The sequence below is a fragment of the Pseudomonas pichavaramensis genome, assembly GCF_050473265.1.
Lineage (GTDB): Bacteria > Pseudomonadota > Gammaproteobacteria > Pseudomonadales > Pseudomonadaceae > Aquipseudomonas.
Genome location: NZ_JBJKFJ010000004.1, coordinates 72,179 through 97,099, shown reverse-complemented (window position 1 = coordinate 97,099; position 24,921 = coordinate 72,179). Strand labels below are relative to the sequence as shown.

The 24,921-nt window shown below is 62.4% G+C and carries 28 protein-coding genes; 20 read left to right on the top strand and 8 right to left on the bottom strand.

The window, feature by feature from the left end:
* The first annotated feature begins 65 nt into the window (after window positions 1-65).
* The 10 genes from ccoN (at window position 66) to hemN (ending at window position 10,321) form a co-directional block, all read left to right on the top strand.
* On the top strand, window positions 66-1,508 hold the full coding sequence (ccoN, locus tag ACJRW5_RS08125) for a cytochrome-c oxidase, cbb3-type subunit I (RefSeq protein WP_484570019.1): 1,443 nt from the start codon (window positions 66-68) through the stop codon (window positions 1,506-1,508).
* The gene (gene ccoO / locus ACJRW5_RS08120) at window positions 1,508-2,116 is read left to right on the top strand and encodes a cytochrome-c oxidase, cbb3-type subunit II (protein ID WP_484570018.1); all 609 of its coding nucleotides are present in this window, start codon (window positions 1,508-1,510) and stop codon (window positions 2,114-2,116) included. Before ccoN ends, ccoO begins: the two co-directional genes overlap by 1 nt.
* Before the next feature lie 6 nt (window positions 2,117-2,122).
* A complete protein-coding gene (locus ACJRW5_RS08115) occupies window positions 2,123-2,305 on the top strand; it encodes a cbb3-type cytochrome oxidase subunit 3 (protein ID WP_484570017.1) in 183 nt (60 codons plus the stop codon).
* The gene (gene ccoP, locus ACJRW5_RS08110) at window positions 2,302-3,297 is read left to right on the top strand and encodes a cytochrome-c oxidase, cbb3-type subunit III (protein ID WP_484570016.1); all 996 of its coding nucleotides are present in this window, start codon (window positions 2,302-2,304) and stop codon (window positions 3,295-3,297) included. The genes ACJRW5_RS08115 and ccoP overlap by 4 nt, the downstream gene beginning before the upstream one ends.
* 161 nt (window positions 3,298-3,458) lie before the next feature.
* The gene (gene ccoG / locus ACJRW5_RS08105; RefSeq protein WP_484570015.1) at window positions 3,459-4,871 is read left to right on the top strand and encodes a cytochrome c oxidase accessory protein CcoG; all 1,413 of its coding nucleotides are present in this window, start codon (window positions 3,459-3,461) and stop codon (window positions 4,869-4,871) included.
* Window positions 4,872-4,884: 13 nt separating this feature from the next.
* Entirely contained in the window at window positions 4,885-5,403 is a 519-nt protein-coding gene (locus tag ACJRW5_RS08100) for a FixH family protein (RefSeq protein WP_484570014.1), read from the top strand.
* A 2-nt stretch (window positions 5,404-5,405) separates the two neighbouring features.
* Window positions 5,406-7,802, top strand: a complete 2,397-nt coding sequence (locus tag ACJRW5_RS08095) for a heavy metal translocating P-type ATPase (protein WP_484570013.1) — start codon at window positions 5,406-5,408, stop codon at window positions 7,800-7,802.
* Between the two features lie 121 nt (window positions 7,803-7,923).
* Window positions 7,924-8,130, top strand: a complete 207-nt coding sequence (ccoS, locus tag ACJRW5_RS08090; protein WP_037057038.1) for a cbb3-type cytochrome oxidase assembly protein CcoS — start codon at window positions 7,924-7,926, stop codon at window positions 8,128-8,130.
* On the top strand, window positions 8,123-8,806 hold the full coding sequence (locus ACJRW5_RS08085; RefSeq protein WP_484570012.1) for a sulfite exporter TauE/SafE family protein: 684 nt from the start codon (window positions 8,123-8,125) through the stop codon (window positions 8,804-8,806). Before ccoS ends, ACJRW5_RS08085 begins: the two co-directional genes overlap by 8 nt.
* Before the next feature lie 135 nt (window positions 8,807-8,941).
* A complete protein-coding gene (gene hemN, locus ACJRW5_RS08080) occupies window positions 8,942-10,321 on the top strand; it encodes an oxygen-independent coproporphyrinogen III oxidase (RefSeq protein ID WP_484570011.1) in 1,380 nt (459 codons plus the stop codon).
* A gap of 4 nt (window positions 10,322-10,325) precedes the next feature.
* On the opposite strand, the gene ACJRW5_RS08075 is transcribed toward hemN, so the two are convergent.
* Complete coding sequence (locus ACJRW5_RS08075; protein WP_484570010.1) at window positions 10,326-10,769, bottom strand: hypothetical protein; 444 nt, start codon at window positions 10,767-10,769, stop codon at window positions 10,326-10,328.
* Between the two features lie 152 nt (window positions 10,770-10,921).
* On the opposite strand from ACJRW5_RS08075, the gene fnr reads away from it, so the two are divergent.
* The 4 genes from fnr (at window position 10,922) to ACJRW5_RS08055 (ending at window position 14,193) form a co-directional block, all read left to right on the top strand.
* Window positions 10,922-11,656 carry a fumarate/nitrate reduction transcriptional regulator Fnr gene (fnr, locus tag ACJRW5_RS08070; protein ID WP_024307955.1) on the top strand — a complete coding sequence of 245 codons (735 nt, stop codon included), beginning with the start codon at window positions 10,922-10,924 and terminating at the stop codon, window positions 11,654-11,656.
* Window positions 11,657-11,699: 43 nt separating this feature from the next.
* Window positions 11,700-12,248: an adenine phosphoribosyltransferase gene (locus ACJRW5_RS08065; protein ID WP_484570009.1), complete on the top strand. Its 549-nt coding sequence runs from the start codon at window positions 11,700-11,702 to the stop codon at window positions 12,246-12,248.
* 67 nt (window positions 12,249-12,315) lie between these two features.
* Complete coding sequence (locus ACJRW5_RS08060; RefSeq protein ID WP_484570263.1) at window positions 12,316-13,131, top strand: ion transporter; 816 nt, start codon at window positions 12,316-12,318, stop codon at window positions 13,129-13,131.
* Between the two features lie 225 nt (window positions 13,132-13,356).
* Complete coding sequence (locus ACJRW5_RS08055) at window positions 13,357-14,193, top strand: metal-dependent hydrolase (RefSeq protein ID WP_484570008.1); 837 nt, start codon at window positions 13,357-13,359, stop codon at window positions 14,191-14,193.
* A gap of 121 nt (window positions 14,194-14,314) precedes the next feature.
* Here ACJRW5_RS08055 and ACJRW5_RS08050 read toward each other — a convergent pair whose 3' ends face one another.
* Window positions 14,315-15,022, bottom strand: coding sequence for a TetR family transcriptional regulator (locus tag ACJRW5_RS08050; RefSeq protein WP_484570007.1), 708 nt, complete (start codon window positions 15,020-15,022; stop codon window positions 14,315-14,317).
* Between the two features lie 116 nt (window positions 15,023-15,138).
* Between ACJRW5_RS08050 and ACJRW5_RS08045 the strand changes: the two genes are divergently transcribed.
* The 3 genes from ACJRW5_RS08045 (at window position 15,139) to ACJRW5_RS08035 (ending at window position 18,022) form a co-directional block, all read left to right on the top strand.
* The gene (locus tag ACJRW5_RS08045) at window positions 15,139-16,692 is read left to right on the top strand and encodes a flavin-containing monooxygenase (RefSeq protein WP_484570006.1); all 1,554 of its coding nucleotides are present in this window, start codon (window positions 15,139-15,141) and stop codon (window positions 16,690-16,692) included.
* Window positions 16,689-17,576 carry an SDR family NAD(P)-dependent oxidoreductase gene (locus ACJRW5_RS08040; RefSeq protein WP_484570005.1) on the top strand — a complete coding sequence of 296 codons (888 nt, stop codon included), beginning with the start codon at window positions 16,689-16,691 and terminating at the stop codon, window positions 17,574-17,576. Before ACJRW5_RS08045 ends, ACJRW5_RS08040 begins: the two co-directional genes overlap by 4 nt.
* Window positions 17,577-17,773: 197 nt before the next feature.
* The gene (locus tag ACJRW5_RS08035) at window positions 17,774-18,022 is read left to right on the top strand and encodes a hypothetical protein (protein ID WP_484570004.1); all 249 of its coding nucleotides are present in this window, start codon (window positions 17,774-17,776) and stop codon (window positions 18,020-18,022) included.
* Between the two features lie 143 nt (window positions 18,023-18,165).
* Here ACJRW5_RS08035 and ACJRW5_RS08030 read toward each other — a convergent pair whose 3' ends face one another.
* From ACJRW5_RS08030 to ACJRW5_RS08020, 3 genes are read right to left on the bottom strand one after another with little or no spacing between them, the layout of a single operon-like run.
* Window positions 18,166-18,381 carry a DUF3820 family protein gene (locus ACJRW5_RS08030; RefSeq protein ID WP_047587460.1) on the bottom strand — a complete coding sequence of 72 codons (216 nt, stop codon included), beginning with the start codon at window positions 18,379-18,381 and terminating at the stop codon, window positions 18,166-18,168.
* Window positions 18,382-18,427: 46 nt separating this feature from the next.
* Window positions 18,428-19,021 carry a DsbA family protein gene (locus tag ACJRW5_RS08025; RefSeq protein WP_484570003.1) on the bottom strand — a complete coding sequence of 198 codons (594 nt, stop codon included), beginning with the start codon at window positions 19,019-19,021 and terminating at the stop codon, window positions 18,428-18,430.
* A gap of 42 nt (window positions 19,022-19,063) precedes the next feature.
* A complete protein-coding gene (locus ACJRW5_RS08020; RefSeq protein ID WP_484570002.1) occupies window positions 19,064-19,795 on the bottom strand; it encodes an SDR family oxidoreductase in 732 nt (243 codons plus the stop codon).
* Window positions 19,796-19,919: 124 nt separating this feature from the next.
* On the opposite strand from ACJRW5_RS08020, the gene ACJRW5_RS08015 reads away from it, so the two are divergent.
* From ACJRW5_RS08015 to ACJRW5_RS08005, 3 genes are all read left to right on the top strand, one after another.
* A complete protein-coding gene (locus tag ACJRW5_RS08015; protein ID WP_484570001.1) occupies window positions 19,920-20,570 on the top strand; it encodes a YceH family protein in 651 nt (216 codons plus the stop codon).
* A 32-nt stretch (window positions 20,571-20,602) separates the two neighbouring features.
* Complete coding sequence (locus tag ACJRW5_RS08010) at window positions 20,603-20,917, top strand: I78 family peptidase inhibitor (protein ID WP_484570000.1); 315 nt, start codon at window positions 20,603-20,605, stop codon at window positions 20,915-20,917.
* Between the two features lie 72 nt (window positions 20,918-20,989).
* Window positions 20,990-21,442: a MarR family winged helix-turn-helix transcriptional regulator gene (locus tag ACJRW5_RS08005; protein ID WP_484569999.1), complete on the top strand. Its 453-nt coding sequence runs from the start codon at window positions 20,990-20,992 to the stop codon at window positions 21,440-21,442.
* Window positions 21,443-21,574: 132 nt separating this feature from the next.
* Here ACJRW5_RS08005 and ACJRW5_RS08000 read toward each other — a convergent pair whose 3' ends face one another.
* Genes ACJRW5_RS08000 through ACJRW5_RS07990 form a run of 3 tightly spaced genes read right to left on the bottom strand, consistent with a single transcriptional unit; the run spans window position 21,575 to window position 24,910 of the window.
* Window positions 21,575-22,954 carry an aspartate aminotransferase family protein gene (locus ACJRW5_RS08000; RefSeq protein WP_484569998.1) on the bottom strand — a complete coding sequence of 460 codons (1,380 nt, stop codon included), beginning with the start codon at window positions 22,952-22,954 and terminating at the stop codon, window positions 21,575-21,577.
* Between the two features lie 23 nt (window positions 22,955-22,977).
* The gene (locus ACJRW5_RS07995; protein ID WP_484569997.1) at window positions 22,978-24,324 is read right to left on the bottom strand and encodes a glutamine synthetase family protein; all 1,347 of its coding nucleotides are present in this window, start codon (window positions 24,322-24,324) and stop codon (window positions 22,978-22,980) included.
* A gap of 28 nt (window positions 24,325-24,352) precedes the next feature.
* Complete coding sequence (locus ACJRW5_RS07990) at window positions 24,353-24,910, bottom strand: helix-turn-helix domain-containing protein (protein WP_484569996.1); 558 nt, start codon at window positions 24,908-24,910, stop codon at window positions 24,353-24,355.
* Window positions 24,911-24,921 lie beyond the last annotated feature (11 nt).

Sequence of the window (24,921 nt, the reverse complement as noted above, 5' to 3'; positions counted from 1 at the left end):
TGCTTTCTCCATACTTGCCGCCGATTTTTGCCCCATAAAAATCCATTAACCGTGGAACCCCTAGCATGAGCACAGCAATCAGTCAGACTGCTTATAACTATAAGGTGGTCCGCCAGTTCGCCATTATGACGGTGATCTGGGGGGTCATTGGGATGGGTCTAGGCGTGTTCATCGCCGCACAGCTCGTGTGGCCAGAACTCAACCTGGGCCTGCCGTGGACCAGCTTCGGCCGTCTGCGCCCGCTGCACACCAACGCGGTGATTTTCGCCTTCGGCGGATGCGCCCTCTTCGCGACCTCGTACTACGTGGTCCAGCGCACCTGTCAAACGCGCCTGATCTCCGACGGTCTGGCTGCCTTCACCTTCTGGGGTTGGCAAGCGGTCATTGTTCTCGCGGTGATCACCCTGCCCATGGGCTACACCAGCTCCAAGGAATACGCCGAGCTCGAGTGGCCGATCGACATCCTCCTTGGCATCGTCTGGATCACCTACCTGCTGGTGTTCTTTGGCACCATCGTCAAGCGCAAGACCAAGCACATCTATGTGGGCAACTGGTTCTTCGGTGCCTTCATCCTGGTGACCGCGATGCTGCACATCGTCAACAGCATGGAAGTGCCGGTCAACCTGACCAAGTCCTACTCCATGTATGCTGGCGCCACCGACGCGATGATCCAGTGGTGGTACGGCCACAACGCCGTAGGCTTCTTCCTGACCACCGGCTTCCTGGGCATGATGTACTACTTCGTGCCCAAGCAGGCCGAGCGTCCGATCTACTCCTATCGCCTGTCGATCGTGCACTTCTGGGCACTGATCACCCTGTACATCTGGGCCGGCCCGCACCACCTGCACTACACCGCTCTGCCGGACTGGGCGCAGTCCCTCGGCATGGCGATGTCGGTGATTCTGCTGGCACCGAGCTGGGGCGGCATGATCAACGGCATGATGAGCCTGTCCGGCGCCTGGCATAAGCTGCGCACCGACCCGATCCTGCGCTTCCTGGTGGTATCCCTGGCCTTCTACGGCATGTCCACCTTCGAAGGCCCGATGATGGCGATCAAGACCGTCAACGCCTTGTCGCACTACACCGACTGGACCATCGGCCACGTACACGCCGGCGCCCTCGGCTGGGTAGCGATGATCTCCATCGGTTCGCTGTATCACCTGATCCCGAAAGTGTTCGGTCGCGAGCAGATGCACAGCATCGGCCTGATCAACGCGCACTTCTGGCTGGCCACCATCGGCACCGTGCTCTACATCGCCTCGATGTGGGTCAATGGCATCACTCAGGGTCTGATGTGGCGCGCAGTCAACGAAGACGGCACCCTCACCTACTCCTTCGTCGAAGCGCTGGAAGCCAGCCATGCAGGCTATGTCGTGCGCATGATCGGCGGCGCCTTCTTCGTCACCGGCATGCTGCTGATGGCCTACAACACCTTCCGCACCGTGCGTGCCGCCAAGCCGGCTGAATACGATGTGGCTGCGCAGATTCCCGCCGGAGTAGCTCACTGATGAAACACGAAATCATCGAGAAGAATATCGGTCTGATGGCGCTGCTGATGGTGATTGCCGTCAGCATCGGTGGCCTGACTCAGATCGTCCCGCTGTTTTTCCAGGACGTCACCAACGAGCCGGTCGAAGGCCTCAAGCCCTACACCGCCCTGCAACTGGAAGGTCGCGACATCTACATCCGTGAAGGCTGTGTCGGCTGCCATTCGCAGATGATCCGTCCGTTCCGCGCCGAAACCGAGCGCTACGGCCACTACTCCGTCGCCGGCGAAAGCGTCTGGGATCACCCCTTCCTGTGGGGCTCCAAGCGTACCGGTCCGGACCTGGCCCGCGTCGGCGGCCGTTACTCGGACGAGTGGCATCGCGCTCACCTGTACAACCCGCGCAACGTCGTCCCCGAGTCGAAGATGCCGGCCTATCCCTGGCTGGTGGAAGGCACTCTCAACGGCAAGGACACCGCGAAGAAGATGGAAGTCATGCGTGGCTTCGGCATCCCATACACCGACGAAGACATCGCCGGTGCTCGCGACGCTGTGAAAGGCAAGACCGAAATGGACGCACTGGTTGCGTACCTGCAGGTCCTCGGCACTTCCATCAAGAACAAACGGTAAGACGCCATGGATATCGGGACTATTCGCGGAATCGGCACGGCAGTGGTGTTCATCGCCTTTATCGGCGTAGTGCTCTGGGCCTACAGCAGCAAACGCAAGTCGAGCTTCGACGAGGCCGCCAACCTGCCCTTCGCCGACGATCCCGAAACCAAGCGCGACCAAGACTCTTCCAGGAGCAATAACCAATGACCACGTTCTGGAGTTGGTACGTAACCATCCTCTCCCTGGGCACCATTTTCGCCCTGACCTGGCTGATCTTCGGCACCCGCAAGGGCCAACGCCAGGAAGTGACCGAAGAAACCGTCGGTCACAGCTTCGATGGCATCGAGGAGTATGACAATCCGCTGCCCAAGTGGTGGTTCATGCTGTTCGTTGCCACCATCATCTTCGCCCTCGGCTACCTGGTCCTGTACCCAGGCCTGGGTAACTGGAAAGGCCTGCTGCCGGGCTACGACTACGTCGACAGCGAAAAGGAAACGCCTTTCGCTGCTGGCGTGCAGATCGCCGACGGCTCCATGCGTCACTCCGGTTGGACCGGCGTGCACCAGTGGGAGAAGGAAATGGCGCGTGCCGATGAGCAATACGGCCCGCTGTTCGCCAAATACGCCGCCATGCCCATCGAGGAAGTGGCCAAGGACGAGCAAGCCCTGAAAATGGGTGGCCGTCTGTTCGCCTCCAACTGCTCGGTCTGCCACGGCTCCGATGCCAAGGGCAGCTATGGCTTCCCCAACCTGACCGACAGCGAATGGCGCTGGGGCGGCGAGTCGGAAACCATCAAGACCACCATCCTCAAGGGCCGTGAAGGCGCCATGCCTGCTCAAGGGCCGGTTATCGGTGAAGACGGTGTACGTAACGTCGCCGCCTACGTTCTGACCCAACTGGCCGGTCGCGAACTGCCGGAAAGCGTGGAAGCCGATATCGAAGCGGGCCAGAAGGTCTTCGCCGGCACCTGCTTCGCCTGCCACGGCGCCGATGGCAAGGGCACCCCTGCCCTGGGCGCACCAAACCTGACCAACCCGGCAGCGTTCATCTACGGCAGCAGCTACGCGCAACTGCAGCAGACCATCCGCTACGGTCGTCACGGCAAGATGCCAGCCCAGGAAGAATTCCTCGGCAACGACAAGGTGCACCTGCTGGCCGCTTACGTCTACAGCCTGTCGCACAAGGCGCAAGAGCAGTAAGCGCAGAACGACTCTTTTGACAAGGGTCAATGAACGCCCGGGTCGCGACTGCTGGTCGCACCCGGGCGTTGTCTTTCAGGCGTACCATATAGCCACCGTGAACTGACCCTGACCGGCACGCATCGGCCCGGGCTGCCAACTAACCGCCGTGGTATGCATTGATGAGCGAACAGATTCCCGTCCAGGACATCACCCCTCCTTCAGCCAAGAATGCCAGCGTCGATCTGTACGCCAGCCGCGAGAAGATCTACACCCGCGCATTCACCGGCCTGTTCCGCAACCTGCGCCTCGCAGGCGGAGCACTGCTGTTCATTCTGTTCTTCGGCACCGCCTGGTTGAACTGGGAGGGTCGTCAGGCCGTCTGGTGGAACCTGCCGGAACGCAAGTTCCATATCTTCGGCGCCACCTACTGGCCGCAGGATTTCATGCTGCTGTCTTGGCTGCTGATCATCTGCGCCTTCGGCCTGTTCTTCATCACCGTGTTCGCCGGCCGTGTCTGGTGTGGTTACACCTGCCCGCAAAGCGTGTTCACCTGGGTATTCATGTGGGCCGAGAAGGTCACCGAAGGCGACCGCAACCAGCGCATGAAGCTGGACAAGCAGCAAATGAGCGGCAACAAGCTGGCGCGCAAGGTGGCCAAGCATGGCATCTGGCTGGGCGTGTCCCTGCTCACCGCGATCACTTTCGTCGGCTACTTCACCCCCATCCGCGACCTGATCCCCGAATTGCTGACGCTGCAGGCCAGCGGTTGGGCGCTGTTCTGGGTGGGTTTCTTCACCCTCGCCACCTACGGCAACGCCGGCTATCTGCGCGAGCAGGTGTGCATCTACATGTGTCCTTATGCGCGCTTCCAGAGCGTGATGTTCGACCAGGACACCCTGATCGTGTCCTACGACCCGCGTCGCGGTGAAGCACGCGGCCCACGCAAGAAGGACGCCGACTACAAGGCCCAAGGGCTCGGTGACTGCATCGACTGCAAGATGTGCGTGCATGTCTGCCCCACCGGCATCGACATCCGTGACGGCCTGCAGATCGAGTGCATTGGTTGTGCGGCCTGCATCGACGCCTGCGACAGCATCATGGAGAAGATGAACTATCCGAAGGGGCTGATCAGCTACACCACTGAACACAACCTGTCCGGCCGCCAGACCCATCTGCTGCGCCCGCGCCTGATCGGTTACGCTGTCGCGCTCGTGGCCATGATCGGCCTGTTCGCCTGGGCCGTGGCCAACCGCCCGCTGGTGGAACTGGACGTGCTCAAGGACCGTGTGCTGTTCCGCGAGAACGAGCGCGGCCATATCGAGAACGTCTATACCCTGAAGATCATGAACAAGGCGCAGCACGACATGACCTACGTGATCACTGCCGATGGCCTCGACGGCCTGGTCTACGAAGGCAAGCGCGAAGTTCGTGCCCTGGCGGGCGAGGTCTATTCCTTCCCGGTGGAACTCTCCATCGCACCAGAGAAACTGCCGTCGAGCGCCAACAACATTGTCTTCCACGTACAATCCGCGGACGACCCCAGTATCAAGAACGACGCCGACAGCCGCTTCATCGGCCCAAGCGTCCGCTGACAACGGAAAGAGCATGACCGAGCACGCACCATCGCCAGCCAAACCCTGGTACAAGCAGTTCTGGCCCTGGTTCATCATCGCCCTGCTGGGCTATTCCGTGGTGCAGGGCCTGGCCCTGCTCACACTGGCCACACGCAATCCACCAGGCCTGATTTCCGATGACTATTACGACGTCGGCAAGGGCATCAACCAATCTCTGGAACGCGAGAAACTGGCCGAGCGCCTGCAACTGCATGGCGAACTGGTGCTCGACGGCAGCACTGGCGTCGCGACTCTTGCGCTGGAGGGCAATAGCCGCCCACAGCAGATCGTCCTCAATCTGATCTCGCCGACCCAACCTGAGCGCGATCGCCGGGTGATTCTGCAGCCCGGTAGCGATGGCAATTACCGCGGCCAGATGGTCGACCAGGTCAGCGGGCGTCGCTTCGTCGAACTGCTGGGTCAGGAAGGCAGCCAGAGCTGGCGCCTGTTCGAGGAGGAGAACGTCGCCGATGGCCAGGCCATCAAGATCGGTGACAATCCCTCCTACTGATCATGCCCGCCCCTACTCCCTGCTATCACTGCGGCCTGCCGGTTCCTACCGGTAGCCGCTTCCATGCCGTGATCCTCGGCCAGACTCGCGATCTGTGCTGCCCCGGCTGCCAAGCCGTAGCCGAAGCCATCGTTGCCGGTGGCCTGGAGCACTACTACAGCCACCGCAGCGAGAATGCCGCCAACCCGCAGGCCCTGCCCAAGGCATTACCCGACGAACTGGCACTATACGACCGCAGTGACGTGCAACAGCCGTTCGTCCAGCACGAGGGCGAGCTGAGCGAGACCCAGCTGCTGATCGAGGGCATCAGTTGCGCCGCCTGCGGCTGGCTGATCGAAAAGCACCTGCGCGGCGTTCCGGGCGTAGCCGAAGCACACCTGAACCTGTCCAACCACCGCCTGCAGGTGCGCTGGCAGGACAGCCAGATTCCGCTGAGCAAACTACTCAACGAGCTGCGCCGCATCGGTTACGCCGCCCATCCCTGGCACGCAGACGAAGCAGCCGAGCGGCTGGCGGCGGAGAACCGCAGACGCATGCGCGAGCTGGGCGTGGCCGGCCTGCTGTGGATGCAAGTGATGATGGCGGCCATGGCCACATGGCCGGAATTCAATGTCGACCTGACTCCGGAGCTGGACAAGATCCTGCGCTGGACCAGCCTCTTTCTGACCACCCCCATCGTCTTCTACTGCTGCGGCCAGTTCTTCCGCGGTGCCCTGCGCGACCTGCGCACCCGCCACCTGACCATGGACATCTCCGTCTCCCTGGCCATCGGCGGCGCCTATGTCGCCGGCATCTGGTCCACAGTGACCGGCGTCGGCGAACTGTATTTCGATGCTGTAGGCATGTTTGCCTTGTTCCTTCTGGCCGGCCGCTATCTGGAACGCCGCGCCCGAGAACGCACCGCCGCGGCGACGGCGCAGCTGGTGCAACTGCTGCCTGCCTCCTGCCTGCGCCTGGCCGAAGACGGTCAGAGCCAGCGCATCCTGCTCAGCGAGCTACAGGTCGGCGAACAGGTGTTGGTGCAGCCCGGCTCGCTGATTCCCGCAGACGGACGCATTGTCGCCGGGCAATCCAGCGTCGACGAATCGCTACTGACCGGCGAATACCTGCCGCAAGCCCGCGCCATCGGCGACAGCGTCACCGCCGGCACACTCAACGTCGAAGGCCCGCTGACCGTCGAAGTCCAGGCGCTGGGCGATGCCACCCGGCTGTCCGCCATCGTGCGCCTGCTCGAACGCGCACAGAGCGAGAAGCCACGCCTGGCGGAGATCGCCGACCGCGTTTCGCAGTGGTTTCTGCTGTTCATCCTGGTGGCCGCAGCCCTGGTTGGTTTCATCTGGTGGGAAATCGACTCCAGCCGCGCCTTCTGGGTCGTGCTTGCCCTGCTGGTGGCCACCTGCCCCTGCGCACTGGCCCTGGCGACGCCGACGGCGCTGACCACCGCAACCGGCAGCTTGCACAAGCTGGGTATGCTGCTGACCCGCGGCCATGTACTCGAAGGGCTCAACCATATCGACACGCTGGTGCTGGACAAAACCGGCACGCTCACCGAGGGGTGCCTGACCCTCAGCGCCATTCATCCGCTACGCGAGCTCGATCAGGACAGTTGCCTGGCCCTGGCCGCCGCTCTGGAGAATCGCTCCGAGCACCCCATTTCCCGCGCCTTCGGCCAGGCGCCAAGAGCCGCCGACGCGGTCGACAGTCACCCAGGACTAGGCTTGCAGGGCAGTGTCGACGGCCACCTGCTGCGTATCGGCGAGGCCCGCTTCGTCTGCGCGCTGAGCGGCCAAGACATACCGGAGATTGCAGGAGCGCACGGCCAGTGGTTGCTGCTGGGCGACGAACAGGGGCCACTGGCCTGGTTCGTCCTCGATGATCGCATGCGCGACGATGCCCCCGAGCTGATCGCCGCCGCCCGCGAGCGCGGTTGGAATATCCATCTGCTGTCGGGCGACAGCTCACCGATGGTCGGCGAGGTCGCGAACCAGCTCGGCATCGAGGACGCCCGTGGCGGCCTGACACCGGATGCCAAGCTGGCCGTACTCAAGCAGCTACATGCCGAAGGGCGCCGCGTGCTGATGCTTGGCGATGGCGTCAACGACGTGCCGGTGCTAGCTGCAGCCGATATCAGCGTGGCCATGGGCTCCGCCTCTGATCTGGCCAAGACCAGTGCCGATGCCGTGCTGCTCTCCAACCGCCTGAGCAGCCTGGTGCAGAGCCTGAGCATGGCCAAACGCACACGCCGTATCATCATCGAGAACCTGGGCTGGGCGACGCTGTACAATGGCTCGATACTGCCATTCGCCGCCCTTGGCTGGATCACCCCGATCTGGGCGGCGGTTGGCATGTCATTCAGCTCGTTGCTGGTCGTGCTCAATGCCCTGCGCCTGAGCCGCTAGCCACAATGGTGGCAGCAAGCCCGACCGGGCGGACTGCGCAGGGTGGATCACGCCTTGCCGATCCACCAAAGCCACCACCGCGATGGCGGCAACAAGCACCATCACCCGCTCCGGAGAAAGCATGCCTGCGCTCTACATCCTGATTCCCGTGGCCATCGCCCTGGTCGCCTTCGCCATCTGGCTGTTCTTCTGGGCGGTGGACAGCGGCCAGTACGATGACCTCGACGGTCCCGCACACAGCATTCTCTTCGATGATGAGGACCCGCTGCACAAAGCAGGCGTCGAACAGGCCGAAGAGCAGAGCAAGCAGGACAAGCCCGATGCTTGAACTGGCACCCCTGCTGGTGTCAGCCCTGATTCTCGGCCTGCTCGGCGGCGGCCATTGCCTGGGGATGTGCGGCGGTCTGATGGGCGCACTGACCCTGGCTATCCCGCCAGAACAACGCGCTCGCCGGCTGCAGTTGCTGCTGGCCTATAACCTCGGGCGCATTCTCAGCTACAGCGCCGCTGGGCTGCTGCTCGGTCTGGCGGGCTGGGCCGTGCGTGGCAGTGCCGCCGAAGTCGTGATGCGCAGCCTGGCAGCCCTGCTACTGATCGCCATGGGCCTGTACCTGGCAGGCTGGTGGAGCGGCCTGACCCGTATCGAGGCGCTCGGCCGTGGCCTGTGGCGGTACATCCAACCGCTGACCCGCCGCTTCATGCCGGTCAGCAGCGTGCCACGCGCCCTGGTGCTCGGCGGCTTGTGGGGCTGGCTGCCTTGTGGCCTGGTCTATAGCACCCTGCTGTGGGCGTCCAGCCAGGGCGATGCTCGGATCAGTGCTCTGCTGATGCTGGCATTCGGCCTGGGCACCTGGCCGGTGCTGCTGGCCACCGGCCTCGCTGCCGAACACATCACAGCCCTGCTGCGCCAACGCGGAATCCGTATGGCCGGCGGCTTGCTGGTCATTCTGTTCGGCATCTGGACCCTGCCTGGCCCGCACCAACACTGGCTGATGGGTCACTGAGCACTCACCCAGCACGCATTCAGCCCGGTTCGGACAGCGACAACCCACCACACCCCGCCTGCTCTTGATTCAGATCAAGCCCCCGATCAGCAGCATCCCTAGACTGGCCACAAAGCCTGACCAGGATTATTTCCCATGCTCGACGCCATCCAGTGGGACGCCGATCTGATCCGCCGCTACGATCTCGCCGGCCCACGCTACACCTCGTACCCGACCGCCGTGCAATTCCACGACGACATCGGTCCGTTCGACCTGCTGCATGCCCTGCGTGACAGTCGCAAGGCTGGTCGCCCCCTGTCGCTGTACATCCATATCCCGTTCTGCGCGCACATCTGCTACTACTGCGCCTGCAACAAGGTCATCACCAAGGACCGTGGTCGCGCTCTGCCCTACCTGGAAAAGCTCGAGCGCGAGATCGAGATGGTCAGCCGCTACATCGGCAAGGAACAGGTCATCGAGCAACTGCACTTCGGCGGCGGCACACCCACCTTTCTCAGCCACGATGAACTGCGTCGACTGATGCAGCACCTGCGCCAGCATTTCAACCTGCTGGACGACTCCGGTGATTACAGCATCGAGATCGACCCGCGCGAAGCGGACTGGTCGACCATGGGGTTGTTGCGCGAACTGGGCTTCAATCGGGTCAGCCTGGGTGTGCAGGATCTCGACCCGGAGGTGCAGCGCGCGGTCAATCGCCTGCAAACGCTGGAGGAAACCCGCGCCATCGTCGAAGCCGCGCGCACCCTGCAGTTCCGCTCGGTGAACATCGACCTGATCTACGGCCTGCCCAAACAGACACCGGAGCGCTTCGCGCGTACCGTTGGCGAAATCATCGCGATGCAACCGGACCGGCTTTCGGTGTTCAACTACGCCCATCTCCCCGAGCGTTTCATGCCACAGCGGCGCATCAACAGCGAGGATCTTCCCTCTCCGGCGAACAAGCTCACGATGCTGCAGGCCAGCATCGAACAGTTGGCCAAGGCGGGCTATCGCTATATCGGCATGGACCACTTCGCCCTACCGGACGACGAGCTGGCCATCGCTCAGGAAGAAGGCACGCTGCAACGCAACTTCCAGGGTTACACCACCCACGGCCACTGTGACCTGATCGGCCTGGGCGTCTCCGCCATCAGCCAGGTCGGCGACCTGTACAGCCAGAACGACAGCGATATTGCCAGTTACCAGCAAAGCCTGAGCAACGGACAACTGGCCACACGACGTGGCTTGCACTGCAACGCGGACGACCGTCTGCGCCGCGCGGTGATCCAACAACTGATCTGCCATTTCCGGCTTGAATTCGCCGATATCGAAAAGGCCTATGCCATCGACTTTCGCGATTACTTCGCCGCGCTTTGGGACGACTTGCAACAGCTTGATCGTGACGGCCTGATTGCCCTCGGCGAAGACAGTATCGAGGTAATGCCTGCCGGAAGGCTGCTGGTGCGCTCGCTATGCATGCTGTTCGACCGTTACCTGAACGAACAGGTGCGTCAGCGCTTCTCGCGGGTGATCTGACAGATCAGGGCATCGCCAGGCTTGCGACGGCAGTCATCTGCTCATTGCTCAGGCCGTTCTCGTGCATGAGTTTGATCAGCGTGGCATTGGCCGACGTAAGCGCAGCATTGAGCGAGGCCAGTTCGGTTCGCAACGCGTCCAGACGCAGGCGCCGGGTATCGTCATCCAGAGACCGATCACCCGCCACCGACTCCAGCTCAGCCTGTTTCTCGGCGATCTTTGCCTGCAGTTCACGGATCTGCTTGAGCAGGTCCTTGATCGCCGCAGGCAGATCGCTGTCGTCGATGTCCTGATTCTTCTCGGACTTGGAGGCCAGCTGCTTGCCTAACTCGGACAGGCTCACCCGCAGCCCCTCGCGCACCTCTTCCGGAGTCGGCTCTGCTGCGGTGAATTGTCGCTGGACACCCTGAACCAGATTGCGCAAATGACCACTTGGCTCGATACGCATCGCGCTGCTCCCTGCATTGGACGAAACTCTACGACTCTCAATCGGCACCTACGGGCCAAACTTGAGCAGATGGTCAGGCCTCATATGGCTAGCCCCTGCCCGCACCCTGCGGTACCCTTACGAGCATTGCGTGTATATCGGGAAGCCCAACGATGTCCGAGAGCATCAAGTTGCGTACGCAACATCAAGCCCATTGCAAGGATTGCAGCCTGGCTGCCCTGTGCCTGCCCATCTCCCTGAACATGGAGGACATGGACGCGCTGGACGAGATCGTCAAGCGTGGCCGTCCGCTGAAGAAAGGCGAGTTCCTGTTCCGTCAGGGCGATGCCTTCGGCTCCGTGTTCGCCGTTCGCTCGGGGGCATTGAAAACCTTCAGCCTGAGTGACGGTGGCGAAGAACAGATCACCGGCTTCCACCTGCCCAGCGAACTGGTAGGCCTCTCCGGCGTCGACGGCGAGCGCTACCCGGTTTCCGCCCAGGCATTGGAAACCACATCAGTCTGCGAGATTCCCTTCGAGCGCCTGGATGACCTGGCCCTGCAGTTACCTCAACTACGCCGCCAGCTGATGCGCATCATGAGTCGCGAGATTCGCGATGATCAGCAGATGATGCTGCTGCTTTCGAAGAAGACCGCAGACGAACGTATTGCAACCTTCCTGGTCAACCTCTCCGCGCGCTTCCGTGCCCGTGGATTCTCAGCCAACCAATTCCGCCTGGCCATGTCGCGCAACGAAATTGGTAACTATTTGGGCCTTGCGGTCGAGACGGTGTCTCGCGTATTTACCCGCTTTCAGCAGAACAAGCTGCTCGAAGCCGAAGGCAAGGAAGTGCACATTCTCGATCCCATCGAGCTGTGTGCCCTGGCCGGTGGCAATCTAGACGTCTGAGTTCGCACCGGTGTCGCGGGCTCAACGCATTCAGGACCCGACGATGATTTTCGACGAATTCAGCATCAAGACCCTGATCCGCCCGGTACCGGACTTTCCCAAACCGGGCGTGATCTTCCGCGATATCACTCCGCTTTTCCAATCGCCACGCGCGCTGCGCATGGTGGCCGACAGTTTCATCCAGCGCTACGTCGAAGCCGAGTTCACCCACATCGGTGCCATGGATGCACGCGGCTTCCTGATCGGCTCGATCATCGCCTACGAACTGAACAAGCCGCTGGTGCTGTTCCGCAAGCAGGGCAAGCTCCCTGCCGACGTGCTGAGCGAGGGCTATCAGACCGAGTATGGAGAAGCCTTCCTCGAGGTTCACGCCGACAGCCTGTGCGAGGGCGACTCGGTGCTGATCTTCGATGACCTGATTGCCACCGGCGGCACCCTGATCGCCGCAGCCAATCTGGTGCGACGCATGGGCGCGAATGTCTTCGAAGCCGCCGCCATCATCGACCTGCCCGAACTGGGCGGCTCGCAGAAACTGCAGGACGCAGGCATCGCCACCTTCACCCTGACCGCCTTCGCACTAGACGATCATTGAGCCTTTGGACCCGCTGCTCGCAGCGGGTCGCTCTCTGATGCCCATCGACTTTCTCGCCGAACTGACCATGCAAGAATTCCAACTCGACCAATCACCCGACTGGCGCCAGCGCCTGGGCGCATTCATGGACGGTACACCCGTACAGCGCCTGGTCACCCTGCTGATCATCGTCAACGCCGCCATTCTCGGCCTGCAGACCTCACCCTCGATCATGGCCGACTGGGGCAAACCGCTGCTGATCCTCGACAGCCTGATTCTCGCCTGCTTCGTGATCGAGCTGGCACTGCGCCTCGCCGCTCACGGCATCGCCCTGCTGCGCAACCCATGGGCCGTGTTCGACTGCCTGGTCGTGGGCATCGCCCTGGTACCGGCAAGCGGTCCTTTTGCTGTTCTGCGCGCCTTGCGCGTACTGCGGGTGCTGCGTCTGGTGTCGATCAACCCAAGCATGCGCAAAGTGGTGCAGGCGCTGCTCGCTTCGCTGCCTGGCATGGGCAGCATCGTCATGCTGATGGGCCTGGTGTTCTATGTCGCGGCGGTGATGACCACCCAACTGTTCGGCGCGAGCTTCCCCGAGTGGTTCGGTAACATCGGCGCCAGCCTGTACACCCTGTTCCAGGTGATGACCCTGGAGAGCTGGTCGATGGGGATAGTACGCCCGATCATGGAGCAACATCCGCTGGCCTGGCTGTTCTTCGTGCCCTACATCCTCATCGCCACCTTCATGATGCTCAACCTGTTCATCGCGGTGATCGTCAACGCCATGCAGAGCACCCATGAGCCCAACGCAGAGGAACAAGCCGCTGCAGCACGTGAGCAGGCCATTCTCGACGAATTGCGCGCGCTGCGCAGTGAAGTGGCCGAACTGCGCCGCAATACACCCTGAACCGCAACCCCACGCCCCGGCATCTCTGGCCGGGGCGTACCTTCCTCTGGCCGCCCTGCGGCACACCCGCCTTAAGTTGGCGGCGCTAGGCGCTGCCACGTCCGATAGTTACATCGTTCAATGACACAGTTGGCCTGTCGGGGTCCGACGACCTCTACCCGAATGCTGTCACCTGGAGCCGTACAACAATCGGGAGCGCCAACTCCCCATAAGAGGACTCGAACGATGAGCGCCAGCGCCACCCTGCCCCAGCCAAAATCCAGCTTTCCGGTTCGTCGCATGGATTTCAGCTTCAGCGAAACGCCGAAGTATTGGTTCTACGGCGACCCCTTCATGAGCCAGTTCATGAACAACCTGTCGTCGCTGTTTCCCTACGGCGAGAAGTTCTTCGTCGACAGCGTGCGCGCGGTGCGCGACCAGGTCAGCGAGCCGCAGCTGAAGAAGGACATCAGCGCCTTCATCGGCCAGGAGGCCATGCATTCCAAGGAGCACGCGGCGTACAACGACTACGCCAATGCCCACGATATCGACCTGGAACGCCTGGAGCTGCGCATCAAGGTCCTGCTGGAGTGGGTCACCCGCTTCAGTACCAAGAAGCAGCGCCTGGCGGCCACCTGCGCGCTGGAGCATTTCACCGCGACCATGGCCGAGCAGTTGCTCAAACGCGAAGACCTCACCACCCAGATGAACGATCCCAAACTCTATCAGCTGTGGATGTGGCACGCGATCGAAGAGAACGAGCACAAGGCGGTTTGCTACGACGTCTACCAGAAAGTCTATGGCGGCTACTTCACTCGAACGCTGGTGATGATGCTGACCACCGTGATTTTTCTCGGCGTCATCGGCTGGTTCCAGATCCACCTGCTGCGCAAGGATGGTCAGTTGTTCAACTGGCGCAGCTGGGGGTTCGGCCTGAAGAAACTGTTCGGCCCGCGTAACGGCTTCTTCACCAAGTTGATCGGGCCTTACCTGGATTACTATCGCCCCGGCTTCCACCCTATGGATCACGACACCGAAAAACTGGAGAACCGCTGGCGCGAACGCCTCGGCTTCAATAACTGATGTTCCTTCGGGCGGCTCAAGCCGCCCGTGTTCCTTCCCTCGTAGGGTGCGCCATGCGCACCACGGGCGAGAGCTCGGTGCGCACAGCGCACCCTATGGAGAAACGAGCGTCCCGGGCGCGTCAGCCCAAGCGCAGCTGTCCCATGCTCTGCAAGACGCTGGCGCCGGTGAACAGCATGACGATCTGCTCCTCGGCCAGCGCACAGATCGCTTCGCGCCGATGCGGCTGGCCGATGTAGTCCAGCGACTGCTCGAACAGACTGCGACTGATCAGCCCTGAAACCTGGCGCACGGCGGCCTCGCTGACGAGCCCCGGCAGCAGCTTGAACTCGATGATGTCCTCAGCCATGTCCTCGGCAAAATCGTCCATCACCTGACGCAGGGCCTCACGCAGCACCAGTGAGGCACCGTGCAGTTCGCGCACGCCGATGATGAACGCCTCGGGGTGGGCGGCCACGAAATCGAAGAACAGCTGTACCGTCTCGTGACACACCCGCCGCCCGCGCCCAAGGTCGATACCCAGTAATGTGGGCAGCATCGCCCCCTGCTCCTTGACCGCGCGCTGCGCTGCCTCGCGCCGCAGGTCACGCAATGGCTGACGCAACAGGCGGGTGATCTCGCCGATCACGCTCAGGCCAAGATCGTCGACATCGCGAAAGTGCCGATAGAAGGTATTGGGGTTTAGGCCCGCCTCGCGCGCCAGCTCGCGCAGGCCCAGGCTGCTGAGGCTGCGACTGGTTGAGGTGAGGCGTAACGCCGCCTCCATCAGCAGGCGTTTGCCAGGCGCCTCGCCAGCCCTGTCGCGCACCTGCGCTTCGTCTCTGTGCATCCCTTCCCCTATCTAAAGTTGGCTTGTCGGTCCGACACCTTGCCGCCGAGTATACATCTGTCTACCTTGGCATACAGATGTAGACCCCAATAAGAACGACAAGCAGGAGTCCGGCCATGAATGCGCCCGTGTCACCCCCTACCGCTGCCCGCCACTGCAAGATCGCCATCCTCGGCAGCGGCTTTTCCGGCCTTGGCATGGCGATGCGCCTCAAGCAGCAGGGCGAGCAGGACTTCCTGCTATTCGAAAAGGAGGCCGGCATCGGCGGCACCTGGCGGGTGAACAACTACCCTGGCTGCGGTTGCGACGTGCAATCGCACCTGTACTCCTTCTCCTTCGAGCCGAATCCGAACTGGACGCGGATGTTTGCCAAGCAGCCGGAAATCAAATCCTACCTGGAGGGTTGCTGGGAGAAATATCGCCTGCAGGACAAGACCCTGCTGGGCACCGAGGTGGTGGAGATCCGCTGGGACGAACAAGCCGAGCGGTGGCACCTGCTGGATCGCGCCGGCAACCGCTACAGTGCGCAGTTTGTGGTGTCGGGGATGGGCGCCTTGTCCACGCCATCGATTCCCGCGCTCAAGGGCCTGGAGAACTTCAATGGCGAGGTGTTCCACTCGCAGCAGTGGAACCACGACTACGACCTGTCCGGCAAACGTGTGGCGGTGATCGGCACCGGCGCCTCGGCCATCCAGTTCGTGCCGCAGATCCAGAAGCAGGTCGAGCACCTCGATCTCTACCAACGCACCGCGCCGTGGATCATGCCCAAGCCGGATCGCGCCATCCGTGACAACGAGCGCAGCCGCTTCAAGCGCTTCCCGCTGGCGCAGAAGCTCTGGCGCGGCGCCCTGTACAGCATCCTCGAGAGCCGGGTGATCGCCTTCGCCTTCGCCCCACGTCTACTGCGCATGGCCCAGGGGATCGCCAAACTGTACATCAAGAAGCAGATCAAGGACCCGCTGCTGCGCGCCAAGGTCACCCCGGACTACACCATGGGCTGCAAGCGCGTGCTGATCTCCAACGATTACTACCCGGCGCTGACCCAGGCCAACGTCGAGGTGATTACCGACGGCATCGCCGAGATCCTGCCACATGGCGTGCGCACCGCCGACGGTCAGGAACGCGGCGTCGACGCGATCATCTTTGGTACCGGCTTCACTCCCAGCGACCCGCTGCCGCGCGGCACGGTGTTCGGTCGCGGCGGTGTCGACCTGCTCGACACCTGGCCGCAAGGTCCGGAAGCCTACAAAGGCACCATGACAGCCGGCTTCCCCAACCTGTTCTTCCTGATGGGGCCGAATACCGGGCTTGGCCATAACTCCATGGTCTACATGATCGAGTCGCAGATCACCTACGTGCTCGGCGCGCTGCGCCAAATCGACGACGGTCACCTGCAGAGTCTGGAACCCAAGCGCGAAGCGCAGGACGCCTTCAATAGCAAAATCCAGGGCACTCTGGGCAGCACGGTATGGAATGCCGGGGGCTGCATGAGCTGGTACCTGCATCCGGTCAGCGGGCGCAACTGCACGGTGTGGCCCGGCTTCACCTGGCGTTTTCGCATGCTGACTCGCCACTTCGATCCGCATGCCTACCACTTCAGCCGCCAGCAGGCTGTTCACCCGGCGCAGAGCAACGCCATCTCCCTCGATGTACAGGAGGCCACCGTATGAAGTCCTTCGAGAACAAGGTAGCCGCCATCACTGGCGCCGGCTCCGGCATTGGTCGCGCCCTCGCCTATCATCTGGCGCGTCAGGGTTGTCATCTGGCACTCTCCGACGTCAACGTCGAGGGGCTCAAGGAGACTGCCGAGCAGGCGCGCAAACTGGGTGTCACCGTCAGCGAGCAGCGTGTCGACGTTGCCGACCGCGCCGCCGTCGAAGCCTGGGCGGAGCAGATCGTCGTCGAGTTCGGCCGGGTCAATGCCATCTTCAACAATGCCGGCGTCGCTCAGGGCGGCACGGTGGAAGGCAACGACCACGCCGACTACGAGTGGATCATGAACATCAACTTCTGGGGTGTGGTCAACGGCACCAAGGCGTTCCTGCCCTATCTCAGGAATGCCGGCCAGGGCCATGTGATCAACGTGTCGAGTGTCTTCGGGCTGTTCTCGCAACCCGGGATGAGCGCCTATAACGCCAGCAAGTTCGCCGTGCGCGGCTTTACCGAGTCGCTGCGCCAGGAGCTGGACATGGCCAACTGCGGGGTTTCCGCCAGTTGCGTGCACCCCGGTGGGATTCGCACCAATATCGCCAAAACCGCACGCATGAACGACAGCCTGGCCAAGGTCACCGGCCAGGAAGCCGAGCAGGCGCGCCAGCAGTTCAACGACCAGTTACTGCGGACCACGGCGGAACAGGCGGCCAAGGTCATAGTGGGTGGCGTGCTGGCCAACAAGCGGCGCATCCTCATCGGCGCCGACGCCCATGTACTGGACTGGATGCAGCGCAGCATGCCAGCGCTTTATCAGCGCCTGGTAACCGTGTCGATGCGTCTGGCCGCACGCTTCGCGCCCAAGCCACGTAACGCCGGCAAGACCAGCCAGGCAACCGAATAGCACGCAGCGATCGAGCAAAGGGCCGGCCAATGCCGGCCCTGTGCGTTTGTCGGGTAATGCTCAGGAAGCCAGCATCTGCGCTAGGGTAAGGTAATAGACGCACCACTCATCCACGCGGCGCCGCTACCGGCTCGTGGCTGGAACCTCGGTGTGGCGTCGACACCGAGGGGCGGCACCCTGATCAAGAAGGTGGCCTCATGAGCGTACTGACCTGCACCCACCGCGACCACACCATTCAAGCCAGCGTGATGGAGCATCCCGGCCTGCCAACCCCTTGGGCTGGTGGTTGCCAGATCACCGATCCAGATGGCAAAACCAGCAAACGCCAGACCTTGCCGGTGGACTATGCCTTCATGGACGACCTGAGCAAAGCCCAGCACGCGTCCATCGCGCACGGTAAATGGTTGGTAGACCAGAAGCTCGATCACGGTCGCAACTGGCACTGACGCCAACCCAGGCGTAGGGTGCGCCGTGCGCACCAAAGGCCTGCAGGGGTACTGACATTTTCTGTACGCGCAGTCGTAGGGCGGGTGCAACCCGCCCTACGAGGCGTCGGAGCTTAATGTAGCCGGATGCAACCCGGGCAGATCTACGAACGGTCGCGCAGCGGATCGAGCAACGGCTTGAGGCCGTTGTGGTCGATCTCCTGCATCAAAGCCAACAGCTGGCCCAGCTCGCCCTTGGGGAAACCCTCGCGGGCGAACCAATTGAGGTAGTGGCCTGGCAGGTCAGCAATCAGCCGGTCCTTGTACTTGCCGTAGGGCATGCGGCGGGTCACCAGGAGTTTCAATGCTTCGGGATTCATCGCTTGCTCGAGTCGTCGAAAAACAGTCCGCCCATTGTGCCAGGCCTCAACGACTCAATGCCTCACGCACGAACTCCAGACGATCCTGGCCAAAGAACATCTCGTCACCGACGAAACAGGTCGGGGCGCCGAACACGCCACGCTTGACCGCCTCCTCAGTGGTCGCCTTCAGCGCTTCCTTCACCGCCGCTTCGGCAATCTGCTGCTGCAGCACCAAAGCATCGAAGCCGGCCGCTGCCAGTGCTTCAGCGACCTTGAGAGGGTCGCCCATGTTGACCCCGTCGACCCAAATCGCCCGGAACAGCACCTGCAGTGCATCGTCGAGACGCTCGGGCTGATGCAATTGCACCGCCACCAGCAGACGCATCAGCGTCAGGGTGTTGATCGGAAAATGTGGATTGAAACGCATCGGCACGCCATAGCGCTCGGCGTAACGCGCCAGGTCGCGAATCATGTAGCGCCCCTTTGCCGGGATCATCGCCGGCGAGGCATTCCCCGTCGCCTGAAATACGCCACCCAGCAGCATCGGCCGGTAAACCAGCGCAGCACCACAGTCGCGGCACAGCGCCGGTAGCTGGGTATAGGCCAGATAGGACGCCGGACTGCCCAGGTCGAAGAAGAACTCCACCGTTTTGCTCATCAGCTTCACTCACTCGTTATTTTGGTTATCGGCTTGCACAGGTTACCAGCGCTCCATCCACGGACGCAGGTCCAGCTCGAAGGTCCAGGCATCACGCGGCTGGGTATGCAGGAACCAATAGTTGTCGGCGATATGCTCGGGATCGAGGATGCCACCCTGATCCTTCCGGGCATACAACTCGGGAAAACTGTCACGGATGAAGGCCGTATCGATGGCGCCATCCACCACCACATGGGCCACGTGGACGTTCAACGGCCCCAGTTCGCGCGCCATGCTCTGTGCCAACGCACGGATGCCGTGCTTGGCACCAGCGAAGGCGGCGAATCCGGCCGCCCCTCGCAAACCAGCCGTCGCCCCGGTGAACAGGATGGTGCCGCGACCACGTCCGACCATGCGCTTGGCCACCGCCTGACTGGTCAGGAAGCCGGCGAAGCAGGCCATTTCCCAGATCTTGAAATACTTGCGCGCGGTTTCGTCGAGAATGCTGCAGGGCACATTGGCGCCGATATTGAACACCATCACTTCGATGGGCCCGATATCACGCTCGATACTCTCGACCAGTTCCGCCACCTGCTCTTCGCGCCGCGCATCGGAGGCGAAGCCATGAGCCTCTCCGCCGTCACCGCGAATCTCGTCCAGCAGCGGTTGCAACTTGTCCAGGCTGCGCCGGGTGACGCAGGCCACATAACCTTCCCGGGCAAAACGCCGGGCGATTGCCCCACCCGTAGCGTCGCCGGCACCGATGATCAAAGCGACTTTCTTGTTCTGGTTCATGGCGCTCTCCGTTGAGTAACGGCCGTCAGCTTAGCCGAACGCCACACTCGAACACACATTGAGACCTGTCGACTGAGTGCGGATGCCGTTAACCTAGACAGGTTCTTTCTGCCAGGATCGGTCCATGTCCCACGCCCCCTCTCCTCTGGTTGGTGAAACTCCGCTGCATGCCGTCGAAGTGCGAATTCTCGGCTGCCTCATAGAAAAGCAGCTGACCACGCCGGAGACCTACCCGTTGACGCTCAATGCCGTGCAACTGGCCTGCAATCAGAAAACCAGCCGCGAACCACTGATGAACCTGGAGTCCGGCGAAGTCGGCCGTTACCTGCGCAGCCTGGAAGGCCGTAATCTGGTGCATCTGCAGATGGGCAGCCGCGCGGATCGCTGGGAGCAGCGCTGCGACAAGCAACTGGAGCTGGTCAAGCCACAGACCGTACTGCTCGGCCTGCTCATGCTGCGCGGACCGCAAACGCTCAATGAGCTGCTCACCCGCAGCAACCGCATGTACGACTTCGATGACGTGGCCGAAATCCAGCACCAGCTGGAGCGCCTGATCGCGCGCGGTCTGGTCATGCTGCTGCCACGTCAGAGTGGCCAACGCGAAGACCGTTACATGCACTTGCTGGGGGAATCCGCCGATCTGGAAAACCTGCTGGCCAGCCGCCCGAGCGGCCGTGGCGAGGCCGCGGCACCTAACGAAGATCGACTGGTCGAACTCGAAGCGCGCGTTGCGGCGCTCGAAGAACGCCTGGCACGCTTAGAAAGCCCGCAATGACGGCTATATCCATGCAAAAGGAGCCCACAGCTTTGAACCTAAATACCCGCCTCAGCCTGATCGTCACCGCTGCCCTGTTCGCTGCAGGCTGCAGCAGCACCGCCGAACAATCCGAACCGGCCGCCAAGCCTGCCGACCCCAGCCTTGGTTGCACGTCCTCGGCGGTAGAACATCTGAAGGGCCAGACAGCGACACCTGAACTGCTCGAGCAGGCGCGCCAGCAGGCAGGCGCCAGCACAGCTCGCGTACTGACACCCAACAGCGTGGTGACCTTGGAATACAATGGCCAACGCCTTAATCTCAACGTCGATGCCCAGCGCGTGATCACCCGCGTGTCCTGCGGCTGATAACGTCGGTGGTGCGAGTTGACTCGCACCACTTAATCGACAGAACCGACCACCCTTGCACAGGCCAACGCCATGACCACCCCAGTGGAACCCTGCGCCGAACTCATGCTGGACAACCAGCTGTGCTTCGCCCTTTATTCCACCTCGCTGATGATGACCAAGACCTACAAGCCGTTGCTGCAGGCGCTGGGTCTTACCTACCCGCAATACCTGGCGATGCTGGTGCTATGGGAAAACGAGGGCATTACCGTCAGCGAGATCAGCTCACGCATGTTGACCGACCCTGGGTCATTGACGCCGTTGCTCAAGCGCCTGGAAAGCGAGGGCCTGTTGCAGCGTCAGCGCAGCAGTCAGGATGAACGCGTGGTGCAACTGTACCTGACCGACAAGGGGCGTGCCCTTCATGAACAGGCCAAAGCTCTGCCAGCCTGCATTCTCAGGGCCTCGGGCCTGAACATCGAACAGCTGGGCGAGCTGCGCGATGATCTGGTTGCCCTGCGCAAGCACATGCAGGATGCGCTCTGAGGCAACACCCGCGCGTATCGAACAAGACCCCGCGACCGTCACCGGTCGCGGGGTTTCGTTGTTCTTGTGGGAGGGGCTTTAGCCGCGAGCTTTTCCTGTCGTAGCTAAAGCCCCTCCCCGCGAACCAAGAGCTCAAGCCTGACTACGTACCTGCTCCCAGGTCAGATCCAGGCACTTGCGTGCCTTTTCCACCAGCTCGTCCACTTCCGCCTGGCTGATCACCAGCGGCGGTGCGATGATCATGGTGTCGCCCACAGCGCGCATGATCAGACCGTTCGCAAAGCAGTGACCGCGACACACCATACCCACGCCCACATCACCAGAGAAACGTTTACGGCTGGCCTTGTCCTGCACCAATTCAATGGCGCCGAGCATACCGAGACCGCGCACTTCGCCCACCAGCGGGTGATCCACCAGCTCACGCAGACGCTTCTGCAAGTACGGCGCAGTTTCTGCCTTGACCCGTTCGACAATGCCTTCTTCCTTGAGAATGCGCAGGTTCTCCAGGCCCACCGCCGCCGCCACCGGATGCCCGGAATAGGTGAAGCCGTGGTTGAAGTCGCCATGCGCCTCGATGGCCTCGAACACCTTGTCGCTGACGATCAGCCCGCCCATCGGCACGTAGCCGCTGGTCAGGCCCTTGGCGATGGTCATCAGGTCCGGTTTGAGGTCGTAGTACTGGCTGCCGAACCACTCGCCGGTACGGCCGAAGCCGCAGATCACTTCGTCAGCCACGAACAAGATGTCGTACTTGGCGAGGATTTCCTTGATCCGCGGCCAGTAGCTATCCGGAGGAATGATCACACCACCGGCGCCCTGCACCGGCTCGGCAATGAACGCGGCGACCTTGTCTTCGCCCAGTTCGAGGATTTTCTTCTCCAGCTGGTCGGCGGCCCAGATGCCGAACGCTTCCGGCGACTGCTCGCCACCCTCGCCGAACCAATATGGCTGCGGGATATGGGCGATGCCGGGGATCGGCAGGTCGCCCTGCTCGTGCATGAATTTCATGCCGCCGAGGCTGGCGCCGGCCACGGTGGAACCGTGATAGCCGTTCTCGCGGCCGATGACAATCTTCTTCGCAGGCTGCCCCTTGCATGCCCAGTAGTGGCGCACCAGGCGCAGCATGGTGTCGTTGCCCTCGGACCCCGAACCGGTGAAGAACACGTGGTTCATGCCGGCCGGCGCCAGCTTGGCAATCGCCGCAGCCAGCTCCAGCACCGGCGGGTGGGCGGTCTGGAAGAAGGTGTTGTAGAACGGCAGCTGACGCATCTGCGTAGTGGCAGCTTCGACCAACTCCTCACGGCCATAACCGACCGCCACGCACCACAGACCGGCCATGCCATCGAGGATCTTGTGTCCCTCGCTGTCCCACAGGTGCACGCCTTTGGCCTCGGTGATGATACGCGGGCCATTCTCGGCCAGCTGCTTGTAGTCACTGAACGGCGCCAGATGGTGGGCCTGGCTCAAAGCCTGCCATTGGGCGGTCTTGGGGTTGTTTACGGCGTTGTTCATGGCGCCTCCTTCTATCCGTGACATCACAGGTACCAGCGGTACTCCCGCGGGCTGATGTCGTGCATGAAGGCCAGGTGATCCTGGCGTTTGTTCTCGCAATAAACCATGACGAACTCGCTGCCGAGGCCAGCCGTCACACGCTCGCTGGCCTGCATGCGGCGCACGGCGTCGAGCATGTCGTTGGGAAAATCGACGCCGCTTGCACGGTCGTCATTCAGAGGTGCAATGGGCTCGACCTTGGCATCAAGCCCCTGCTCGATGCTGGTCAGCAGCGCCGCCAGCACCAGATAGGGGTTGGCATCGGCGCCCGGCAGGCGGAACTCCAGGCGCAGGTTGCGCGTATCCGACTCGGGAATGCGCACGCACGCATCGCGATCCTCGAAACCCCAGCTGGCCTTGCTCGCCGAGTTCACCTGAGCACCAAAGCGGCGGTAGCTGTTATGGTTCGGCGCGTAGATCGGCATCAGTTCCGGCAGCAGTTCCAGGCAGCCGGCCACGGCGTGGCGCAACGGACGCTGCTCATCGCGCGCCAGCAGGTTGTCACCCGCCTCGTCGTACAGGCTGACATGAATATGCATGCCGCTACCCGGATACTGCAGGTAGGGCTTGGCCATGAAGCTGGCGCGGTGGCCGTGCTTCAGCGCTACACCACGGGTGAGCCGGCAGAACAGCGCCGACCAGTCGGCCGCCTGCATCGGGTCGGTGCTGTGGCTGAAGTTGATCTCGAACTGCCCCGGGCCGATCTCGGCGGTGATCACCGTGGTTTCGATACCCTGCAGGCGCGCAGTCTCGGCAATGTCGTCGAGCACGTCAGCAAAGCGCGACAGGCGCTCAATGTGCATGTTCGGCTGATCATCGGCATCGCCGCTCACGTCATCGCGCGGGTACTGCGGCAGACCTTCCTTGAGCGTTTTATCGAACAGGTAGAACTCCAGCTCGAATGCCACCACCGGGCGAATGCCGCGTGCAGCCAGGCGCTGCACCACGCGCGCCAGAACCTCGCGCGGTTCGAACTCGATCGGCGCGTCGGTACCATCGGAGCTGATCAGCATCTGCCCCAGAGGCTGGCGCTCCCAGTTCACCAGCTTCAGCGTGCCGGGAATCAAACGCCGTGGCGCGTCCGGGTCACCATCATGGAAGCAGTAGTCGCCGATCTCGTAGAGCCCGCCCTGGGCGCCGAGCAGCACGCAGTTCTGCGGCAGCTTGAGGGCACTGCCGGCAGCGACCTTCTCCAGCATCTCGATGGGATAGCGCTTGCCGTAGAAGTGCCCGGGAATATCCAGGCAGATCAGATCGACGAAGCGCACTTCGGGGTGGGCCTGGCGAAATTGGCGGACTTCGTCGAGCAGCTCGACTCGGGTGGCATTCATGATGGTCATTTCCGGTCAACGGGAAGGTTCAGTTGTAGATCCACAGCACGCGCGCAGGCGTGTCGCCCTGGTTGGCGTAGCGCAGGCCCGCGTAGCTCGGCACCTGGAAGGCATCACCGGGGTACAGAGTGGCGCTCTGCTCATCCTCGCCCAACCACAGCGTCAGCTGGCCTTCGAGTACGTAACCAGCCTGCTCGGAGCGGTCGCTCATCTGCCGTTCGCCACTGCTGGCGCCTGGCTCGAGCAGGCTGTCGACGACCATGAAGGCGCCCTGCAGGCTCGGCGATGCCATGATGTCGGTGATGCCACCGGCCAGGTACAGAGTACGGCGCTCATCCGGCCGGGTGACCCAGTCCAGCGCCTTGGGCTTGGGCAGGCTGTAGAAATAGGTGGTAGGGACGTCGAGCGCCTCGCTGATTGCGGTCAGATCCTCCACCGTCGGGCGCGACAGGCCGCGCTCGACCTGCGAGAGGAAACCCACGGAACGACCGATGCGCTCGGCCAGCTCATTGAGGGTGACCCTCTTGTGCTTACGCAGGTCGTGGATGAGCACGGCCAACGCGGCCATTTCCAGATTCTTGTCCATCTCAGGGCTGT

Bases quoted from the DNA above. Each gene is read 5' to 3' on its own strand.
- ccoN (WP_484570019.1), top strand. From the start codon at position 66: ATGAGCACAGCAATCAGTCAGACTGCTTATAACTATAAGGTGGTCCGC.
- ccoO (WP_484570018.1), top strand. From the start codon at position 1,508: ATGAAACACGAAATCATCGAGAAGAATATCGGTCTGATGGCGCTGCTG.
- ACJRW5_RS08115 (WP_484570017.1), top strand. From the start codon at position 2,123: ATGGATATCGGGACTATTCGCGGAATCGGCACGGCAGTGGTGTTCATC.
- ccoP (WP_484570016.1), top strand. From the start codon at position 2,302: ATGACCACGTTCTGGAGTTGGTACGTAACCATCCTCTCCCTGGGCACC.
- ccoG (WP_484570015.1), top strand. From the start codon at position 3,459: ATGAGCGAACAGATTCCCGTCCAGGACATCACCCCTCCTTCAGCCAAG.
- ACJRW5_RS08100 (WP_484570014.1), top strand. From the start codon at position 4,885: ATGACCGAGCACGCACCATCGCCAGCCAAACCCTGGTACAAGCAGTTC.
- ACJRW5_RS08095 (WP_484570013.1), top strand. From the start codon at position 5,406: ATGCCCGCCCCTACTCCCTGCTATCACTGCGGCCTGCCGGTTCCTACC.
- ccoS (WP_037057038.1), top strand. From the start codon at position 7,924: ATGCCTGCGCTCTACATCCTGATTCCCGTGGCCATCGCCCTGGTCGCC.
- ACJRW5_RS08085 (WP_484570012.1), top strand. From the start codon at position 8,123: ATGCTTGAACTGGCACCCCTGCTGGTGTCAGCCCTGATTCTCGGCCTG.
- hemN (WP_484570011.1), top strand. From the start codon at position 8,942: ATGCTCGACGCCATCCAGTGGGACGCCGATCTGATCCGCCGCTACGAT.
- ACJRW5_RS08075 (WP_484570010.1), bottom strand. From the start codon at position 10,769: ATGCGTATCGAGCCAAGTGGTCATTTGCGCAATCTGGTTCAGGGTGTC.
- fnr (WP_024307955.1), top strand. From the start codon at position 10,922: ATGTCCGAGAGCATCAAGTTGCGTACGCAACATCAAGCCCATTGCAAG.
- ACJRW5_RS08065 (WP_484570009.1), top strand. From the start codon at position 11,700: ATGATTTTCGACGAATTCAGCATCAAGACCCTGATCCGCCCGGTACCG.
- ACJRW5_RS08060 (WP_484570263.1), top strand. From the start codon at position 12,316: ATGCAAGAATTCCAACTCGACCAATCACCCGACTGGCGCCAGCGCCTG.
- ACJRW5_RS08055 (WP_484570008.1), top strand. From the start codon at position 13,357: ATGAGCGCCAGCGCCACCCTGCCCCAGCCAAAATCCAGCTTTCCGGTT.
- ACJRW5_RS08050 (WP_484570007.1), bottom strand. From the start codon at position 15,022: ATGCACAGAGACGAAGCGCAGGTGCGCGACAGGGCTGGCGAGGCGCCT.
- ACJRW5_RS08045 (WP_484570006.1), top strand. From the start codon at position 15,139: ATGAATGCGCCCGTGTCACCCCCTACCGCTGCCCGCCACTGCAAGATC.
- ACJRW5_RS08040 (WP_484570005.1), top strand. From the start codon at position 16,689: ATGAAGTCCTTCGAGAACAAGGTAGCCGCCATCACTGGCGCCGGCTCC.
- ACJRW5_RS08035 (WP_484570004.1), top strand. From the start codon at position 17,774: ATGAGCGTACTGACCTGCACCCACCGCGACCACACCATTCAAGCCAGC.
- ACJRW5_RS08030 (WP_047587460.1), bottom strand. From the start codon at position 18,381: ATGAATCCCGAAGCATTGAAACTCCTGGTGACCCGCCGCATGCCCTAC.
- ACJRW5_RS08025 (WP_484570003.1), bottom strand. From the start codon at position 19,021: ATGAGCAAAACGGTGGAGTTCTTCTTCGACCTGGGCAGTCCGGCGTCC.
- ACJRW5_RS08020 (WP_484570002.1), bottom strand. From the start codon at position 19,795: ATGAACCAGAACAAGAAAGTCGCTTTGATCATCGGTGCCGGCGACGCT.
- ACJRW5_RS08015 (WP_484570001.1), top strand. From the start codon at position 19,920: ATGTCCCACGCCCCCTCTCCTCTGGTTGGTGAAACTCCGCTGCATGCC.
- ACJRW5_RS08005 (WP_484569999.1), top strand. From the start codon at position 20,990: ATGACCACCCCAGTGGAACCCTGCGCCGAACTCATGCTGGACAACCAG.
- ACJRW5_RS08000 (WP_484569998.1), bottom strand. From the start codon at position 22,954: ATGAACAACGCCGTAAACAACCCCAAGACCGCCCAATGGCAGGCTTTG.
- ACJRW5_RS07995 (WP_484569997.1), bottom strand. From the start codon at position 24,324: ATGAATGCCACCCGAGTCGAGCTGCTCGACGAAGTCCGCCAATTTCGC.
- ACJRW5_RS07990 (WP_484569996.1), bottom strand. From the start codon at position 24,910: ATGGACAAGAATCTGGAAATGGCCGCGTTGGCCGTGCTCATCCACGAC.